The 18,088-nt window shown below is 55.8% G+C and carries 15 protein-coding genes; 5 read left to right on the forward strand and 10 right to left on the reverse strand.

Annotated features, from left to right (window positions below):
- Positions 1 to 7: 7 nt before the first annotated feature.
- The 5 genes from GTP46_RS22260 to GTP46_RS22280 all read right to left on the reverse strand — a co-directional run bounded on the left by GTP46_RS22260 (position 8) and on the right by GTP46_RS22280 (position 4,297).
- Positions 8 to 718 (reverse strand): succinate dehydrogenase iron-sulfur subunit, encoded by a 711-nt coding sequence (locus tag GTP46_RS22260; RefSeq protein ID WP_161008813.1) that lies wholly within the window; start codon positions 716 to 718, stop codon positions 8 to 10.
- Between the two features lie 9 nt (positions 719 to 727).
- On the reverse strand, positions 728 to 2,506 hold the full coding sequence (sdhA, locus tag GTP46_RS22265; protein WP_161008814.1) for a succinate dehydrogenase flavoprotein subunit: 1,779 nt from the start codon (positions 2,504 to 2,506) through the stop codon (positions 728 to 730).
- 2 nt (positions 2,507 to 2,508) lie between these two features.
- On the reverse strand, positions 2,509 to 2,880 hold the full coding sequence (gene sdhD, locus GTP46_RS22270; RefSeq protein ID WP_161008815.1) for a succinate dehydrogenase, hydrophobic membrane anchor protein: 372 nt from the start codon (positions 2,878 to 2,880) through the stop codon (positions 2,509 to 2,511).
- Position 2,881: 1 nt separating this feature from the next.
- A complete protein-coding gene (gene sdhC / locus GTP46_RS22275; RefSeq protein ID WP_161008816.1) occupies positions 2,882 to 3,304 on the reverse strand; it encodes a succinate dehydrogenase, cytochrome b556 subunit in 423 nt (140 codons plus the stop codon).
- Positions 3,305 to 3,511: 207 nt separating this feature from the next.
- Positions 3,512 to 4,297, reverse strand: a complete 786-nt coding sequence (locus GTP46_RS22280) for a GntR family transcriptional regulator (RefSeq protein WP_161008817.1) — start codon at positions 4,295 to 4,297, stop codon at positions 3,512 to 3,514.
- A gap of 239 nt (positions 4,298 to 4,536) precedes the next feature.
- Here GTP46_RS22280 and GTP46_RS22285 point away from each other — a divergent pair, with 239 nt between their 5' ends.
- From GTP46_RS22285 to acnA, 4 genes are all read left to right on the forward strand, one after another.
- Positions 4,537 to 5,526, forward strand: coding sequence for a malate dehydrogenase (locus tag GTP46_RS22285; RefSeq protein WP_161008818.1), 990 nt, complete (start codon positions 4,537 to 4,539; stop codon positions 5,524 to 5,526).
- 98 nt (positions 5,527 to 5,624) lie between these two features.
- Positions 5,625 to 6,617, forward strand: a complete 993-nt coding sequence (locus tag GTP46_RS22290) for an HpcH/HpaI aldolase/citrate lyase family protein (RefSeq protein ID WP_161008819.1) — start codon at positions 5,625 to 5,627, stop codon at positions 6,615 to 6,617.
- An 11-nt stretch (positions 6,618 to 6,628) separates the two neighbouring features.
- Positions 6,629 to 7,129, forward strand: coding sequence for a hypothetical protein (locus GTP46_RS22295; protein ID WP_161008820.1), 501 nt, complete (start codon positions 6,629 to 6,631; stop codon positions 7,127 to 7,129).
- 35 nt (positions 7,130 to 7,164) lie between these two features.
- Positions 7,165 to 9,873 (forward strand): aconitate hydratase AcnA, encoded by a 2,709-nt coding sequence (gene acnA, locus GTP46_RS22300; protein WP_161008821.1) that lies wholly within the window; start codon positions 7,165 to 7,167, stop codon positions 9,871 to 9,873.
- 93 nt (positions 9,874 to 9,966) lie between these two features.
- Here the strand turns inward: acnA and GTP46_RS22305 are convergent, their stop codons facing one another.
- A complete protein-coding gene (locus tag GTP46_RS22305; protein WP_161008822.1) occupies positions 9,967 to 10,893 on the reverse strand; it encodes a RelA/SpoT domain-containing protein in 927 nt (308 codons plus the stop codon).
- The gene (locus GTP46_RS22310) at positions 10,883 to 13,012 is read right to left on the reverse strand and encodes an NACHT domain-containing protein (RefSeq protein ID WP_161008823.1); all 2,130 of its coding nucleotides are present in this window, start codon (positions 13,010 to 13,012) and stop codon (positions 10,883 to 10,885) included. The genes GTP46_RS22305 and GTP46_RS22310 overlap by 11 nt, the downstream gene beginning before the upstream one ends.
- Positions 13,013 to 13,582: 570 nt before the next feature.
- Between GTP46_RS22310 and GTP46_RS22315 the strand changes: the two genes are divergently transcribed.
- Positions 13,583 to 14,845, forward strand: a complete 1,263-nt coding sequence (locus GTP46_RS22315) for a DUF2863 family protein (RefSeq protein ID WP_161008824.1) — start codon at positions 13,583 to 13,585, stop codon at positions 14,843 to 14,845.
- A gap of 63 nt (positions 14,846 to 14,908) precedes the next feature.
- Here GTP46_RS22315 and GTP46_RS22320 read toward each other — a convergent pair whose 3' ends face one another.
- Genes GTP46_RS22320 through scpC form a run of 3 tightly spaced genes read right to left on the reverse strand, consistent with a single transcriptional unit; the run spans position 14,909 to position 18,029 of the window.
- Entirely contained in the window at positions 14,909 to 15,373 is a 465-nt protein-coding gene (locus tag GTP46_RS22320) for a CYTH domain-containing protein (protein ID WP_161008825.1), read from the reverse strand.
- A gap of 2 nt (positions 15,374 to 15,375) precedes the next feature.
- Positions 15,376 to 16,503: a M14 family metallopeptidase gene (locus tag GTP46_RS22325; protein ID WP_161008826.1), complete on the reverse strand. Its 1,128-nt coding sequence runs from the start codon at positions 16,501 to 16,503 to the stop codon at positions 15,376 to 15,378.
- Positions 16,504 to 16,535: 32 nt separating this feature from the next.
- Positions 16,536 to 18,029 (reverse strand): succinyl-CoA:acetate CoA-transferase ScpC, encoded by a 1,494-nt coding sequence (scpC, locus tag GTP46_RS22330; RefSeq protein WP_161008827.1) that lies wholly within the window; start codon positions 18,027 to 18,029, stop codon positions 16,536 to 16,538.
- Positions 18,030 to 18,088: the final 59 nt, after the last annotated feature.

Consider the following 18,088-nt stretch of genomic DNA (forward strand, 5'->3'; position numbering starts at 1 on the left):
TTGCGCATTAAATTGCGCGGCGTACCATCAGCTCTTTGATCTTGCCAATTGCCTTGTTCGGGTTCAGACCCTTAGGGCAGACATCGACGCAGTTCATGATCGAGTGGCAGCGGAACAGGCGGTACGGATCTTCCAGGTTGTCCAGACGCGGGCCGGTGGCTTCGTCGCGCGAGTCGGCGATGAAGCGGTAGGCTTGCAGCAGGCCGGCTGGGCCGACGAACTTGTCCGGATTCCACCAGAACGACGGGCACGAGGTCGAGCAGCACGCGCACAGGATGCACTCGTACAGGCCGTCGAGTTCTTCGCGCTCTGCAGGCGTTTGCAGACGCTCTTTCTCTGGGCGGATCGAATCGTTGATCAGGTATGGCTTGATCGAATCGTACTGCTTGAAGAACTGGGTCATGTCGACGATCAGATCGCGGATTACCGGCAAACCTGGCAGCGGACGCAGCACGATAGGCTCGCTCAGCTCGTTCAGGTTGGTGGTGCAAGCCAGACCGTTCTTGCCGTTGATGTTCATCGCGTCCGAACCGCACACGCCTTCGCGGCAGGAGCGGCGCAGGGCCAGCGAATCATCCACGTCCGACTTGATGCGCTGCAGTGCATCCAGCAGCATTTTGTCGGTGTCTTTCAGCTCGACGGTGACGTCTTGCATGTACGGCTTGGCGTCCTGATCCGGGTCGTAGCGGTAAATTTTCAGTTTGAGAGTGCGTGCCATTTTATAGCCTTAGAAAGTACGTGGTTTCGGTTTGAAGGTATCAACCGTCAGCGGCTTGGTGACGACTGCCTTGTAATCCAGACGGTTGCCTTCCGAGTACCACAGCGTGTGCTTCATCCAGTTGTCGTCGTCGCGGTGCGGGTGGTCATCCTGAGCGTGGGCGCCGCGCGATTCTTTGCGGGCAGCGGCCGAGATCATGGTGGCTTTCGCGGTTTCGATCAGATTGTCCAGTTCCAGTGCTTCCACGCGAGCGGTGTTGAACACTTTCGACTTGTCCTTGAACGACACGTGCTTGCGGCGCTCGTCCAGCTTCAGGATTTCTTCCACGCCTTTGTTCAGCATCTCGTCGGTACGGAACACGCCGCAGTATTTCTGCATGGTGGCGCGGATGTCGTTGGCGACGCCCTGCACTTTTTCGGTACCGGTCGAGGTTTCCAGCGCGTTCAGACGATTCAGCGCGAAGTCGGCAGCGTCTTTTGGCAGCGGCTTGTTTTCTTTTTGCTTCAGGTTCGAAGCCACCACGTGGTTGCCGGCTGCACGGCCGAACACCAGCAAGTCCAGCAGCGAGTTGGTGCCCAGGCGGTTAGCGCCGTGTACCGATACGCAGGCGCATTCGCCGATGGCGTACAGGCCGTTGACCACTTTCTGCGAGCCGTCGCCGTTAGGCGTCACCACTTGACCGTGGATATTGGTCGGGATACCGCCCATCTGATAGTGGATGGTTGGTACGACCGGGATTGGTTCTTTGGTCGCATCGACGTTGGCGAACTTGTGGCCGATTTCCAGAATCGACGGCAGACGCTTCTCGATGGTGTCCTTGCCGATGTGGCGCAGATCCAGCATGACGTGGTCTTTGTTCGGACCGCAGCCACGGCCTTCCTTGATCTCCTGGTCCATCGAACGGGACACGAAGTCGCGCGGCGCCAGGTCTTTCAGCGTTGGCGCATAACGCTCCATGAAGCGCTCGCCTTCCGAGTTGATCAGGATACCGCCTTCACCGCGTACACCTTCGGTGATCAGCACGCCCGCGCCGGCCACGCCGGTCGGGTGGAACTGCCAGAATTCCATGTCTTGCAGTGGCAGGCCGGCACGTGCCGCCATACCCATGCCGTCGCCGGTGTTGATGAACGCATTGGTCGAGGCAGCGAAGATACGGCCAGCACCGCCGGTGGCGAAGATGGTGGTCTTGGCTTCCAGGATCATGGTTTCGCCGGTTTCCATTTCCAGCGCGACTACGCCGACCACGTCGCCTTCGGCGTCGCGGATCAGGTCCAGCGCCATCCACTCCACGAAGAAGTGGGTGCGGGCTTTGACGTTACGCTGATACAGGGTGTGCAGCAGTGCGTGGCCGGTACGGTCAGCTGCGGCGCAAGCGCGCTGCACAGCTTTTTCACCGAAGTTGGCGGTGTGGCCGCCGAACGGACGCTGGTAGATGGTGCCGTCCGGGTTACGGTCGAAAGGCATGCCGAAGTGTTCCAGCTCGTACACGACCTTCGGTGCTTCGCGGCACATGAATTCGATCGCGTCCTGGTCGCCCAGGTAGTCGCCACCTTTAACGGTGTCGAACATGTGCCAGAACCAGTTGTCTTCGGCCATATTGCCCAGCGAGGCGCCGATACCGCCCTGCGCTGCCACAGTGTGGGAACGGGTTGGGAATACTTTCGACAGCACGGCCACGTTCAAGCCGGCTTCGGCCAGTTGCAGCGATGCGCGCATGCCGGAGCCGCCGGCGCCGACGATTACCGCGTCAAAGCGGCGGGTAGGGATTGCAGATTTGATAGCTGCCACGATTAGACACTCCAGATAATTTGAATCGACCACACGGCGCAGCCGATCAGCCAGGCCATGGTGGCGATTTGCAGGAACAGGCGCGGACCAACAGCGCGCACATAGTCCATCCAGACGTCACGCATGCCTACCCACGCGTGGTAGAACAGGCCGATGAGGGTCACAGCGGTCGCCAGTTTGAACCACTGCTGGGCGAACAAGCCGGCCCAGCCTTCGTAGGTGAAGTTCTGGCCGGTCAGGAAGGCCAGCACCAGGGTGGCGGTGTAGATCACCATGATGACTGCGGTGACGCGTTGCGCCAGCCAGTCGCGCATGCCGTACGATGCGCCTACTACTCGGCGCTTAGGGCCGATACCGTTATCGTTGATGGACATTTCAGAATACTCCAAACAGTTTCAGGGCGATCAGGGCGGTCAGCACCAGGCTGATGACCAGCACGGTGGCCGACGATTTACGCGCCGAGTGCTTGTCCAGACCGATGTGCAGGTCCATCACCAGGTGACGGATACCAGCGCACATGTGGTGCAGGAAGCTCCACGACAGGCCCAGGATGATCACTTTGACCAGCGGATAGGTCACGAAACCTTCGTAGTACGCGAAAGAGATCTCGGAGCGCAGGGAGTTCTGCAAGAGATACAGCACGAATGGCAGCAGCACGAACATGCCAACACCGGAAATACGGTGCAGGATGGATACGATGGCAGCCAATGGCATACGGTAGTTGGACAGCTCGGTAACATGAATGTTACGGAACTCCGGCCGTTCTTTTTTAGGGGCTTCCCTTACGGCTTCTGACATAACAAGACCTCCTCAGGCTTATACAAAAATTTGGTGAGACTGCGATTTTCGCCGATTTCCACTCTCATAACCAATATCTATTGTTACATATAATAAAAATAGTAGTTGGCAACACTCCGGGAATCTCGGCTGTGGCTACCTTTCCGTAGCTCAACGTATTATCAGCGCAACAATGCTACAGCCGTATGACTGCGCGCCGTGTCTCCATCAATTCAACTCATTGTGGTAGTGGTGGCGCTCCGTCAGGTACAAGCCGCGGCGCAGCTCGACCGGCTTGTCGCCATAGGTAAACGAGACCCGCTCCGACGCCAGCAGTGGCGTGTTGGCGGTGATTTTCAACAGTGCGGCGTCGTCCGCACCAGCACAGACGGCGCGGATTTTTTCCGTGGCACGTATCATGCGCGTGCCGAATTCCGATTCAAACAGGCCGTACATCGGGCCTTTGTATTCTTCCAGGCGCTCGGCGGTCAACCCCTTGAAGGTGAGACCCGGTAGCCACAGTTCTTCAACGATAGTCGGTACACCGTCGAACGATTGCACGCGCTTGACGAAGATCACGGCGTCGCCGGACTTCAAGTCGAGCAGGCGCGCCACATCAGCCGGCGCGCGCATGCGCTTGACTTCTATGAACTTACTTTCAGGGTAGTGCGGCACGCCTTCGTCCGGCATCAGACGCAGGAAACGGAAGTGGGCGCGCGCTTCGTGGTGGGTGGACACGAAAGTGCCCTTCCCTTGCTTGCGCATTACCAGGTTTTCCGCAGCCAGCTCATCAATCGCCTTGCGTACGGTGCCCTGGCTGACCTTGAACCGGTTGGCCAATTCCACTTCGCTGGGGATCAATTCGCCCGGTTTCCACTCACCGGACTGCAAGCTCTGCGTGATCAGGGCCTTGATTTGCTGGTACAAAGGAGAGAAAGTAGGAGACGAGCCACCCGCACCGCCAGCGTTCGCGGCAGCAGGATTATTATTCGAATTAGGTGGGGTGGAACTCATAGGCCAAGATTTCACCACAAAAGACCAGTGCCGTCCAGAAAAACCAGCAATAACTTATCTGTCTTATATAAGACATAAGATAGGATTGACAGATAGTGGCGTCAAGCCTACACTCCCGAGCCAAGCGCTTTATGGATACTCGATTATAAAGCGCTTATTTTGCAGTATCATTACGTTTTCCCGGACCGGCCGCCGGTCCTGCTTCACGAACGATTCACTTCCCACTTTGGAGATTCATCATGGCTAAAACCCCTCTGCGTGTTGCTGTTACCGGCGCCGCCGGCCAAATCGGCTACGCCCTGCTGTTCCGTATCGCTAACGGCGACATGCTCGGCAAAGACCAACCAGTTATTCTGCAACTGCTGGAAATCGCCGACGAAAAAGCACAGAAAGCGCTGAAGGGCGTGATGATGGAAATCGACGACTGCGCATTCCCGCTGCTGACCGAGATGACCGCTCACTCCGATCCACTGACCGCATTCAAAGACGTCGACTACGCCGTTCTGGTTGGCGCCCGTCCACGCGGCCCAGGCATGGAACGTAAAGACCTGCTGGAAGCCAACGCACAGATCTTCACCGCCCAAGGTAAAGCACTGGACGCCGTCGCTTCGCGCAACGTTAAAGTACTGGTAGTCGGCAACCCAGCCAACACCAACGCTTACATCGCCATGAAATCGGCGCCATCGCTGCCAGCGAAAAACTTCACCGCCATGCTGCGTCTGGACCACAACCGCGCCCTGTCGCAAGTGGCTGCCAAAACCGGCACCCAAGTGAAAGACATCGAGAAGTTGACCGTGTGGGGCAACCACTCGCCAACCATGTACGCTGACTACCGCTTCGCGACCGTGAACGGCAAAAACGTTAAAGACCTGATCAACGATCAAGAGTGGAACGCTAACACCTTCCTGCCTACCGTGGGCAAACGCGGCGCAGCGATCATCGAAGCGCGCGGCCTGTCGTCGGCTGCTTCGGCTGCCAACGCTGCCATCGACCACGTGCATGACTGGCACGTCGGCACCAACGGCAAATGGACCACCATGGGCATCCCATCGGATGGTTCGTACGGCATCCCGGAAGGCATCGTGTTCGGTTTCCCAGTGACCACCGAAAACGGCGAATACAAAATCGTTCAAGGCCTGGAAATCGATGCATTCTCGCAAGAGCGCATCAACCTGACCCTGAAAGAACTGACCGAAGAGCGCGAAGGCGTTAAGCACCTGCTGCCATAATCTTCTGTCCGCACGTGGAACCGGTTAAACCACCGATCCGCCGCACCCGCCGCGCTGCCGAGAGCAGCGCGGTATCCGTTTCACCTGATCCCACCTGCATGCACCCATCCGAGGTTTTATTCCAGGGTAACCGCCAGCCGCTGTTACTGCCAGCATGTGATCACTACGCCGGCTCCGAAAAGCTGATGCGCAAGTCGATCGCCCTGCAACAAGAACTTGGCCCCCTGTTCGACATCACCCTCGACTGCGAAGACGGCGCCAGCGCCGGCAACGAAGAAGCCCACGCCAAGCTAATCGTCGAGCTACTCAACTCCGAAGAGAACAAATTCAACCGCATCGGCGCTCGCGTGCACGATGTGGAGAGCCCGTTCTTTGCGCGCGATGTAGAAATTATCTGCACTGCCGCCCAGCGCCTGGCCTACATCATGGTGCCGAAGGCGCATAGCGTGGCCGAAGTCGAGCGCGCCATCAAGTTGATCAACACCCACGCCGCCAAGGCCGGCCGCAAGGACCTGCCGGTGCACGTGCTGATCGAAACCCACGGCGCCCTGCGCGATGCCTACGCCATCGCTGCCCTGCCCCAAGTGCAGAGCCTGTCGTTCGGCATCATGGATTTCGTCTCGGCCCACTACGGCGCGATTCCGGGCGCAGCAATGCGAACGCCGGGCCAGTTCACCCATCCGCTGGTGACGCGCGCCAAGCTGGAAATCGCCGCCGCCTGCCACGCGCACGGCAAAGTGCCGTCGCATAACGTGACCACCGAAATCAAAGATACTGCTGTCGCAGCGAATGATGCCCAGCGCGCCGCCGCTGAATTCGGCTACACGCGCATGTGGAGCATCCACCCGAACCAGATCAAACCGATCATCAAGACGTTCACGCCGCGCCTCTCCGAGGTCAGCGAGGCGGCCGCCATTTTGCACGAAGCCGCAGCCGTGCAATGGGGGCCGATTGCCCAAAATGGCCGATTGCACGATCGCGCCAGCTACAGATATTATTGGACCGTTTTACAGCGCGCCAAACTGGCCGGGCTGACTCTGCCCGAGTCGGTCGCCCCGCTGTTCAACGGTAGCACGACCGTTCACCCATAGGAAGCACACAGATGTCCATCTCCAAATTATTCATGGCCTGCAGCCTCGCGCTGGCCTCCCTGACGCTGGCTACCGGCGCCCACGCCGCCGACGCCGACACCACCAAAAAAGTGGTGAAGAAAGCCGCCGCCAAAACGACCAAGAAAACCGCCAAGCCGGCCGAGCCGAAAGCACCGGATGAAGAAGCCGACGAACCGGCCATCACCGACTCCGCCGTCACCGACTTCGACTGCGAACTGGGCAACAAGATCACCATCTACGCCAACACCAACGACGAAGCGCACATCGCGCTGCGCTGGAAGAAGCGCCTGCACCGCCTGACCCGCGTCGGCACCACCACCGGCGCCAACCGCTTCGAAAACAAGTTGTACGGCCTGATCTGGATCGGCATTCCCGCCAAAGGCATGCTGCTGGACTCCAAGCAGAACCGCCAGCTGGCCAACGAATGCCGTAACGCCGAACAAATGAAGCCGGTGGCGACTGCCGCCACCCCGGCCAACACGCTGCAATAAGCTTAAAAACCCAGTACCCACCCGAAGGAGAGGTCATGTCCCACAACACGCTTAACACGCTTCAGGAATTCAAAATTTCGGGTAAAAAGGCGAAGTTCTACTCGCTGCCTGCCTTGGAAAAAAGCCTGGGCACCAAAATCTCGCGCCTGCCGGTATCGATCCGCGTTGTGCTGGAATCGGTTCTGCGTAACGTCGACGGCAAGAAGGTCACCGAAGAGCACGTGAAGCAGGTTGCCAACTGGGGCGCGACCGCCGAGCGCGTCGACGAGATTCCATTCGTCGTCGCCCGCGTGGTACTGCAAGACTTCACCGGCGTGCCGCTGCTGGCCGACCTGGCCGCAATGCGCAACGTCGCGTACAAAATGGGCGTGAACGCCAAGAAGATTGAACCGCTGGTGCCGGTAGACCTGGTGGTCGACCACTCGGTCACCATCGACCACTTCCGCGAGCCGAACGCGCTGGACCTGAACATGAAGCTGGAATTCTCGCGCAACAATGAGCGCTACCAGTTCATGAAGTGGGGCATGCAAGCCTTCGACACCTTCGGCGTGGTGCCACCGGGCTTCGGCATCGTCCACCAGGTCAACCTGGAATACCTGGCGCGCGGCGTCCACAAGGACAACAACGGCGTCTACTACCCTGACTCGCTGGTCGGCACCGACTCGCACACCACCATGATCAACGGCATCGGCGTAGTCGGCTGGGGCGTGGGCGGCATCGAGGCGGAAGCCGGCATGCTGGGCCAGCCAGTCTACTTCCTGACCCCGGACGTGATCGGCGTCAACCTGACCGGCGTGCTGCGCGAAGGCTGCACCGCGACCGACCTGGTGCTGACCATCACCGAGATGCTGCGTAAAGCCAAAGTCGTGGGCAAATTCGTCGAGTTCTTCGGTGAAGGCACCCAGACCCTGTCCGTCACCGACCGCGCCACCATCGCCAACATGGCGCCGGAATACGGTGCGACCATGGGCTTCTTCCCGGTTGACGACGCCACCATCGAATACTTCGAAGGCACCGGCCGCACCAAGGAAGAAATCGCTGCCTTCCAGGCCTACTTCAAGGCCCAGGGCATGTACGGCATTCCGAAAGCCGGCGACATCGACTTCACCCGCGAACTGCAGCTGGACCTGTCGACCGTGACGCCATCGCTGGCCGGTCCTAAGCGTCCGCAAGACCGTATCGAAATCGGCAACGTGCGCAACAACTTCATCGAGCTGTTCTCGAAACCGACGTCGGACAACGGCTTCAATAAAAAGCCGGAAGACCTGACCACCACCTACACCACCACCAACGGCGTGGACGTGAAAAATGGCGACGTGCTGATCGCCGCCATCACCTCCTGCACCAACACCTCGAACCCGAGCGTGCTGCTGGCTGCTGGCCTGCTGGCCAAGAAAGCCGTGGAAGCCGGCCTGACCGTGGCGCCGCACATCAAGTCCTCGCTGGCCCCTGGCTCGCGCGTAGTGACCGAGTACCTGACCGCTGCCGGCCTGCTGCCCTACCTGGAAAAACTGGGCTTCGGCGTAACCGCTTACGGCTGCACCACTTGCATCGGCAACGCCGGCGACCTGACGCCTGAACTGAACGCTGCCATTACCTCGAACGACATCGTCGCTTCGGCTGTGCTGTCCGGTAACCGTAATTTTGAAGCGCGTATTCACCCGAATATCCGTTCGAACTTCCTGGCATCGCCACCGCTGGTGGTGGCCTACGCCATCGCCGGCAACATGACCGTCGACCTGATGACCCAGCCAGTCGGCAAGGGCAAAGATGGCAAAGACGTGTATCTGGGCGACATCTGGCCGACCTCGAAAGAGATCGCCAAGCTGATGAAGTTCGCGATGAATTCGAAAGTCTTCAAGACCAACTACGCCGACGTCAAGGGCAACCCTGGCAAGCTGTGGGAAAACGTCTCGTCGACCGAAGGCCAAGTCTACAACTGGCCTGCTTCGACCTACATCGCCGAGCCGCCATTCTTCGACGGCTTCGAGATGACGCCGAAAGAGACCAACCCGAACATCAGCGGCGCACGCGCGCTGGGCGTGTTTGGCGACTCGATCACCACCGACCACATCTCGCCAGCCGGCTCGATCAAGGAAGACGGCCCGGCCGGTAAATGGCTGAAGGAAAACGGCGTACTGAAGTCGGACTTCAACTCCTACGGCTCGCGCCGCGGCAACCACGAGATCATGATGCGCGGTACGTTCGCTAACGTGCGTATCAAGAACAAGATGATCCCGCCGAAAGCCGACGGTTCCGCAGTGGAAGGCGGCATCACCATTCACCAGCCATCGGGCGAACAGCTGTCAATCTACGATGCGGCCATGAAGTACGTGGCAGCGGGCACCCCGACCATGGTGTTCGGCGGCGAAGAGTACGGCACCGGCTCGTCGCGCGACTGGGCAGCGAAAGGCACCCAGCTGCTGGGCGTGAAGGCAGTGATCGTGCGTTCGTTCGAGCGTATCCACCGCTCCAACCTGGTGGGCATGGGCGTGCTGCCGCTGCAATTCATCGGCAACGACTCGGTCGAATCGCTGGGCATCACTGGCAAGGAAGTCTACGACCTGAAAGGCCTGGACGGCGAGATCAAGCCGCAGCAACAAGCGACTCTGGTGATCCACCGCGCCGACGGTTCGAAGCAGGAAGTGCAAGTGCTGCTGCGTATCGACACCCCGATCGAAGTGGACTACTACAAACACGGCGGCATCCTGCCGTTCGTGCTGCGCCAACTGCTGGCTGCCTGATGCCTTAAAGGAAAAGAAAAAGCCCTGTGATTCTTTGATCACAGGGCTTTTAACAATATCAAAAACAATCGAGATCACAGTCAAAATTTAGTATCAAGCATCAGTTTCCTCAACCTCTTCGACGGAAATTACGTCCACTAGTTTCCCGTACAAAGAGTCAAGAGTATCAACTATAAATTTCGGTGTTAATTCATTAATTTTCGAATTTCTCACTGATATGTAGTTCCAAATATAAACCAAGTTGTCAAGATTTATCGGCAAAGTTGGCCGGGCCCGATTTAATACCGACATTACCGCTACCCGATCAATACGAAATATTGCCTTTGCCAAGTCCAGATCAGCATCAAAAAGAACGCAAAGCGGTGCAGACAAATGGGGCTCGACTCGCATCCGAATCTTATTGTGCAACATTTCCGGCCACTTCCTACATTTATAGTTCCGATATGCCAAATCATCAAATATCTTGCGCATGGACCATTCTGCCGTTTCGATTGTAGCCATAATACCGTTCAGTGCACGACTTAAATCTGGCTGAGATTCCCAGTTTTTCTTCGACTTATAACGCAAATCATGCTCAACTTCGTGCCATCCCTCAGAAAGTATACTTCTAAGTTGAACCTCAAACGTCTTATCAATCGGCAAACTACCTATTGCTTTCGTTACATCGCCGCTGTGTTGCTCTGGAACTGTAAAAATTAAATTATGCCGTGTTACAGCGAACTGATCAGCTTTAGGAACATCAACCGTAGATGAGGCCCTATCAATATTAAACTCCTTATCCAGTAGCCCAGCAACAATTTCAACATCCTCAGAAAAATAGAGTGCTACTCTGATGCCAATAGCATCTTGAATCATTTTTCCATCGCGACTATACTTTCCCGACTCTCTTTCAAGCTTTTTCCTTAAAGATTGCTCATCTTTCCCTCTCGCGAATACACGACATAAGATCCCGGCTCTTTGTAGGATCGTCTCTACTTCTCGCCTAATATTTTCCGCGGAATGTCTGAAGTTAGTTGCCATGAACTGCCCCCTGCCGCCCTAGAATCAAGCGGACTTCGATAATCTTCTCGAAATTTAATTCTACAAACGAAGCTGAATGAGGTTCTAGCAATATTCCTCGTTTTTTTAACGAAAGTATAGAGTCCAGTATTTCACCTTGTCGAAATTCTCCAGAATTAGAACAAATGCCTTTGATCGGCCTATGTTTGTGCATGACTGTATCGCGTCCAACAGGCCAGAAGCGCTCTAATACGAATCTATCAAGAAGCAACTGCCTATCAGGCGCGACAGCGTCAGCGGCATTTACGGTAGACTGTGTAAGCAGCTCAATTATTTCCTGATCGCCGATTCCACCAAACTCATGAATCGGCCCCTTCGCCGTCAAATTTATTATTTGACAATCATAATATCTACAATTGAGAAAGGTTACCTCGCTCAACATGCTAAGATCAAACTCACACTTCTTGAAGACGCATTCATTGAACTGGAAATTAGAAATATAGGCTTGGCCTATTAATAACTCAACGAATTCCAGACCCTGAGCTTCGTCATTTTCCAACTCAAATCCAACCTCTTCTTTAAGTCGTGCAGAAATATCAATTTGATCGGAAACAGGAAGGAAATTTAATGACTGAGACAAATTTTCCCATAACTTACCTTTCGTTGATGATGATCGTGGTTGATAGGAAATTACCGCGGGTTCAATAAAGCGAAGATCATCACTTATCCAGTCGGCATCCTTAAGTATAATCTGAGCAATAAAGTGACCAAAAACAAACTCATTAACGAAACTAATCTTATCAGGCTCTCTTACATTACGATCTAACAAAGCGTGACTCGCAAGTTTATTTACCAATCCTTCCTTTGTAGGTCTCTGTCCTGGTGGATATGCCAATAACGCGTCATCAAGTAATTTCGAATTATCACGTGCTATTTGATCAACTATATAGTCGCGATTTTCTGATGTGTAACCAAAATTAATCATATCTTCAGCTATGGATTTTAAAACCCTTTGTTGCCGAGCAGGATTCATTCGCAGATCTTGCCGTATAGTTTCACGGTTTAGCATAAAATCAAAATACCGATCCACCAATTCATGCGGTTGAGAAGCCACATCAACAAATTCCGCATCTGAAATACACCTTAGATAAGATAGCAATACCGGATTCGCTATATGCTCAACTTTTAAACCAGCCTCTTGGAGAGAGGAAATACGGGCATCCGGCAGCCAATCGGCTACTTTAGGTTCACTGATTTTTATTCGGATAAGATCAAACTCATCACTATGCTTATCAACCCAGCTATGGAACGCATCACCTTCGAATAAAACTGTTCTCCTTGTGGTCAAAACTATCTTTGCATTGCCAGTCAAAAATTCTCCGATAGTTTCCAACATAGGTTCATGATTCTCGAACTCACCTCCGTCATCATTTTTCCTGAGCAACTCATCGAAACCATCAAGTACCGTAATTACACGGCCATTGCGCATTTCATTTTGCACTAGTCGAGAGCTCAACATGGGGAAAGTCCGATCTATTTCATCAAGTAAGATGTGACGAAATATTACGGCCTGCCTGTTGCGTGATAACTCTGAAAATAATGGTAAAAACTCATGCTTTTCGGTAAGTTTATGTACTAATTCATATGCCGTACAAGTTTTTCCAAAGCCTGCTGCTGCCTCAATAAGAAATAAAGTGGGTTTAGTAGAGGATATCCTAGAAGTAACTTCTTCAGCAGGACTCAAAGCACCGGGTTTTCCGTTAATCAAGTACGGCGCATTAATATATTCATATTTTGCGTCTTCCGAAAAGGCAGAAACTATATTATTTGCAAAACGCTGATAATCGTTATCTAAACGAGCTAAAATAGAATCAACTGAAAAAAAACCCTTAAACAGTTGTTGCTCCGCCTGATCCGGCGATAAAAAAGAGCGAATAGTGCACGCGAATCCAGCGTCAGAAAATTCTTTAAATGCCACACCGGAGTCACTCTGGGCGTCAGTGGGAACAATATCAGCGTTGTCAAAGTATCCTGTTTTTAGTGTAAAAACCAAAACACTGTCGTTTTTATATGTTTTTGCCAGCTCAAAACCATAAGTCTTATATATGTCTGTCAACTTCCGTATCAGAGCTTGATCCATGCAGCTTCTCCGTCGTGGTCACTGTTCTTTACCAAAAGGTATTGCAAAATTGCAACTCAACCATTAGTAGTTAAGAAAGACTAATCGAGTGATGCAGTCTAAACAGTACCCTACTATCGGTACGCAGGAATCAACCCAAAGATCACATTTTCAATGGAAGGTCAACTCGACAGTCCTCTTAGCAAGAAGCGATACGTACGGCGCTCGACATGAACCTATTACATGTTCATCACCCTATTGTGACCACATAGGATTTGTACGATAAGCTCGCGACGTTCGCGCTACGTATTGGATTGTGTCAGCATCAAGAGGGCAAAAAACTAATGGAGTATGTGCACAATAACGATCGACGGCCAAGCATGTTCTGCAGGGTCAACAGGCACATTGACTGCTTTCATCACCAAGCTCAACATCAGGCAAGGCTCAGCGAAGAGTTAGCTCACTAAGCCGGCTCGGCGAGAGCGGTCAAAACATCTCAATCTGAGTAATCAACTACAATAGGGCTTATAAGGGTTATCATTTGCATGACTGATCCGTTTTATTCACTTTTAATGAGACTCTTACTGCGCTATGCGTCGTCCATCTAAAGCTTCATCCCAAAAATTGTCCGCCGAGAGCCAGCGCCTCGCCACTTATGCCCAGGCAGTCGGGCAGGCGGCTAGCCGTATCGAAGAACGGGCGTGGGAACACTCTCTCGATGCACAGCTCCATAAACTCCTGAAGACCGGCCACCAAGACTCTATCGACGCCACGCTCAACGCGCTGTTCAAGGAAGACCTGAACGCATACGACGTGCTGATGGACAGCGTGGAAGCGGTCAGCGAATCGGGCAGCTTCAACGTCGACACCGCCGATGGTGTCAGCAAGCCATATGACGTGCTGCTGGTGGCTGCGCCTATCCTGGCGTGGACTCGCTTTGCGATTGCCTCCGGTGCGATTCCATCCGATATCCTGCAAACGCTGTCGGCCCATTTCTCCGCCCACCTGCTGGCCGATGGTACGCAGATGGCGATGTCGCCTACCCTGTTTTCGATCGACCAGCTGCCGCGCAGCCACGTCGAGACCTACGGCAAAGTACACAAGCTGGCGCAAGCAGCCATCAAAGGCAGCACGCTGAAGGCCGACACCAAAGTGCCTGAAACCGCGCCCTTCCTGGCCGACACCCGCTACCTGCTGGTGGCCGTGGTGGCGCCGGCTGGCGCGCCGCTGTTCCGTTGGCAGATGCCTGAGCACCAGGCCAGCTTCGCTGTTGAGCGCGCATCCGCGCTGGAGCAATGGCGCCTGCAAGCCACGCCAACCGTCAACCGCCTGCTGCCGGGTTGCGGCGTCGAGCTGCTGCTGCCGGAGGCGTACTACATGGCCTGCCGCGAAGCCGACAAGTTGATCCGCCCGGTCTCGATTCGCGCAGCGGTGCACTACCTGACGCACACGCTCGCAGTGGAACCTTCCGAACTACGCGCCGTGATTGCCGGCTTTGGCGAGGAAAGTGCCGACGGCCAGATCGACGAATACCGCGTGGCCTTCACGCAGCGTTCATCGTCGGATGTGATCTACGGCGTAGTGTGGCCGCTGTACGGGCAAGAGGATGAGGAAGGCACACCACCGGAAGGTCCGGTCGCACTGGCAGCGCTGCAAAAGCCGCTGACGCCGGTAGAGGACATCAGTGCGCACCTGAACGCAGCAGGCATTACGCAGATCAAGAAGCACACCGAGCGCTACGTGGTGGAGTTCTGCGATGACTGCGGTGCCCCATTGTTCGCCGACCCACAAGGCGAACTAGCCCACGCCGAAATGCCGGAAGACGCCCCAGCCGGCACGGAGCACTTCCACTAAAACAAAAGCCCCATGTGCGCATGCAGCAGCCAAGGCCGCCGCATTGCCACATGGTTTTTTTATTTACCAGGCAGAGTACGGGTGCTTGATCAGGCTTGAGTTGAGGTAGCGCAGATCATCGGTGACTTCCTCGCCGATCCAATCCGGCTTGTCGAACTGCTGGTCCTCCGACTGCAATTCGATCTCCGCCACGACTAAACCGGCATTTGCGCCAAGGAACTCATCTACTTCCCACAAATTGCCCGCAAACGTAATGCGGCGGCGGTATTTCTCGATCAAAGGCTGCTCGCACAAACCGTCCAGCAGTTCGGCCGCATCGGCAACGGGAATCTCATATTCCCACTCGCCGCGCGTGGCGCCGACGTTGCGGCCCTTGACCGTCATGACCGCACGCCCGCCTTCAATCCGCACGCGCACCACGCGGTCCTTGTGCGACGACAGGTAGCCCTGCTTGAAGAACACCGGTTCTCCAAGCTGCATCCAGCCATCGCCGCGCAACAGGAACTTGCGCTCGATTTCAACGCCCATGATCAGTAGTCGTTCAGCGACAGCAGGATAGGCTGCAAGATCGCAGCACCCAGTGCAGCACTACGCGCGCCGTTCCAGCCGACGTGTGGATCCGGCAGATCAGCGTTGTCCTTGAACGGCATTTCGAGGGTCAGCGCCAGGCAGCCGAAGTGATGGCCGACGTACTTGGAGGCCAGCGTCAGCATGTCTTCCTTGTACTTGCTGGCAGCGTAGCCCACGGCATCCTGGAAGTCCGGCGATGCATTCTTGTAGCGGTCAATGAAAGCCTGTTGCTTGGCGCGGCGCTCATCGCTGAAGTTCTCCAGCATTTCGTTACCGGCCACGAAGTTGTACGGCAGCGCTTCGTCGCCGTGAATATCGAAGAACATATCGATGCCGGTTTCGTGCATCTTCTGCTTCACGTACAGCACTTCCGGGCTGCGCTCGACGGATGGCGTCATCCACTCGCGATTCAGGTTAGCGCCAGCCGCGTTGGTGCGCAGGTTGCCGCGCACCGAGCCGTCCGGATTCATGTTCGGCACGATGTAGAACACGCAGCGTTGCAGCAGCTTGCGCGCGATTGGATTCGCGTCATCCAGCAGCGAATCGATCAGGCCTTCGATGAACCACTCGGCCATCGATTCGCCCGGGTGCTGGCGCGCGATGAACCAGATTTTCTTTTCCGCTTCCGGCTTGCCGATGACGACCAGGTTCATATCGCGGCCATCAACCGTCGAACCCAGATCATGCACGCGGGCCAGCGGATGCTCGCCCACCTCGCCCAGCAAACGCAGGTGGCGTTCGAACGAATACGGCTCGAAATAAGCGTAATAGACGCTGTCGGTATCCGGCGCGTGCTGGATCGTCATGACCTCGCCATCAAACGTAGTCGGCACGCGGAACCAGTTCTCGGTGTCGTAGCTGGCGACTGCCTGATAGCCATCGTATCCCTTGGCGTAGGTTGCCGAACCGGCGTTCAGGAAGCGCATGTTCAGCTTTTGGCCGCGTGCACCCTGGACTCGGAAGTGGAACCACTGGTGAATGTCCGCGTGCGAATCTTTGCGCAGGTTCAGTTCAATGGTGGCTGCACTGTCGGCGCGCAGCACTTCGATAGCGCCGGAGTCGAAGTTCTGGCTGATTTTGATGGTCATGTTGATCCAATATTAAGAAGTACCAATGACCACTATTTTACCAGCATGCTCCCTTCGCGTTTATAGCGGGCGTGCCACGACAAAGCTTGCTCCAGCACGTGCGGCGTCTGGCCGCCACCCTGCTTCGCCTCCTCAAAATAGGCTCGTAGTTGCGGGCGATAATCCGGGTGGGCGCAGTTCTCGATGATGAGCGGCGCGCGCTCGCGTGGCGCCAGGCCACGCAGGTCGGCCAAGCCCCATTCCGACACCACCACGTCCACATCATGCTCGGTGTGGTCAACGTGCGCCACGAACGGCACCACACTCGAAATCGCGCCATCCTTGGCCACCGACTTGCTGACGAAGATAGACAGTTGGCCGTTGCGCGCAAAGTCGCCCGAGCCGCCGATACCGTTCATCATGTGGGTGCCGCTGACGTGGGTCGAATTCACGTTGCCGTAAATGTCGTACTCCAGCGCCGTGTTCAGTGCGATGATGCCGAGGCGGCGTACCACTTCCGGATGATTGCTGATCTCCTGCGGCCGCAACACGATGCGCTCGCGGTACTTCTCTAGGTTCTGGATGAACTTCTCATGCATGGCCGCCGACAGCGTGATCGAGGATGCCGACGCCATCGACAACTGCCCGGAATCCAGCAGCTCAATCGCGCTGTCTTGCAGCACTTCCGAATACATGGTCATGTCGCGGAACGGCGAATCGATCAGGCCATGTAGCACAGCATTGGCGATGGTGCCGATGCCCGCCTGCAGTGGACGCAGCGAGGCATCCATGCGCCCTGCTTTCACCTCGCCTTCAAGGAAGGTGATGACGTGGCGCGCAATGGCGTCGGTCTCGTCGTCCGGTGGCAGCGCGTTGGATGGGCTGTCCGGGCTATCCGTAATGACGATGGCGGCGATGCGGTCCGGGTGCACCGGGATCGCGGTCCAGCCCATGCGCTGCCAAGGCGTCAGCAGCGGAATCGCGCCGCGATGCGGACGCGCAGCCGGTACGTAAATATCGTGGAAGCCTTCCAGCGCCAGCGGCGCACTGAGATTGATCTCGACGATCACCTTGTCGGCCTGCTGCACGAAGTTAGCCGTGTTCCCGACCGACATGGTGGGAATGATGCCACCATCCGGCGTAATCGCCACTGCTTCAATCACGGCGATATCGATGGATTTCAAATCGCCGGAGCGCAGTTGCTCGGCGGTCTCAGACAAGTGCTGGTCGATAAACATCACCTCGCCGGAATTGATCTTGCGGCGCAGCGCGGCGTCGGCCTGGAACGGCATGCGGCGCGCGACCACGCCGGCATTGGCCATCAAGCCATCGCTGTCGTTACCGAGCGAAGCGCCGGTTAACAGAGTGAGATGCAAAGGCGACTGGCGCGAACGTTCAACCAGCGCTAACGGCAGCGCCTTGGCGTCTCCGGCTCTGGTAAAGCCGCTCATACCCACAGTCATGCCATCTTTGAATAAAAGGGCGGCTTGTTCGGCGGTCATTACTTTGTTCATGAGCGCCGGGCGGCGGATGCGATCTTCGTACATGATTGTTCTCCTCATTCTTTGATCCAGTATAGAATCAGGAGAAAGTCGTTTCATGACTT

This window comes from Duganella flavida, from assembly GCF_009857445.1.
In the GTDB taxonomy this organism is placed as follows: domain Bacteria; phylum Pseudomonadota; class Gammaproteobacteria; order Burkholderiales; family Burkholderiaceae_D; genus Rugamonas; species Rugamonas flavida.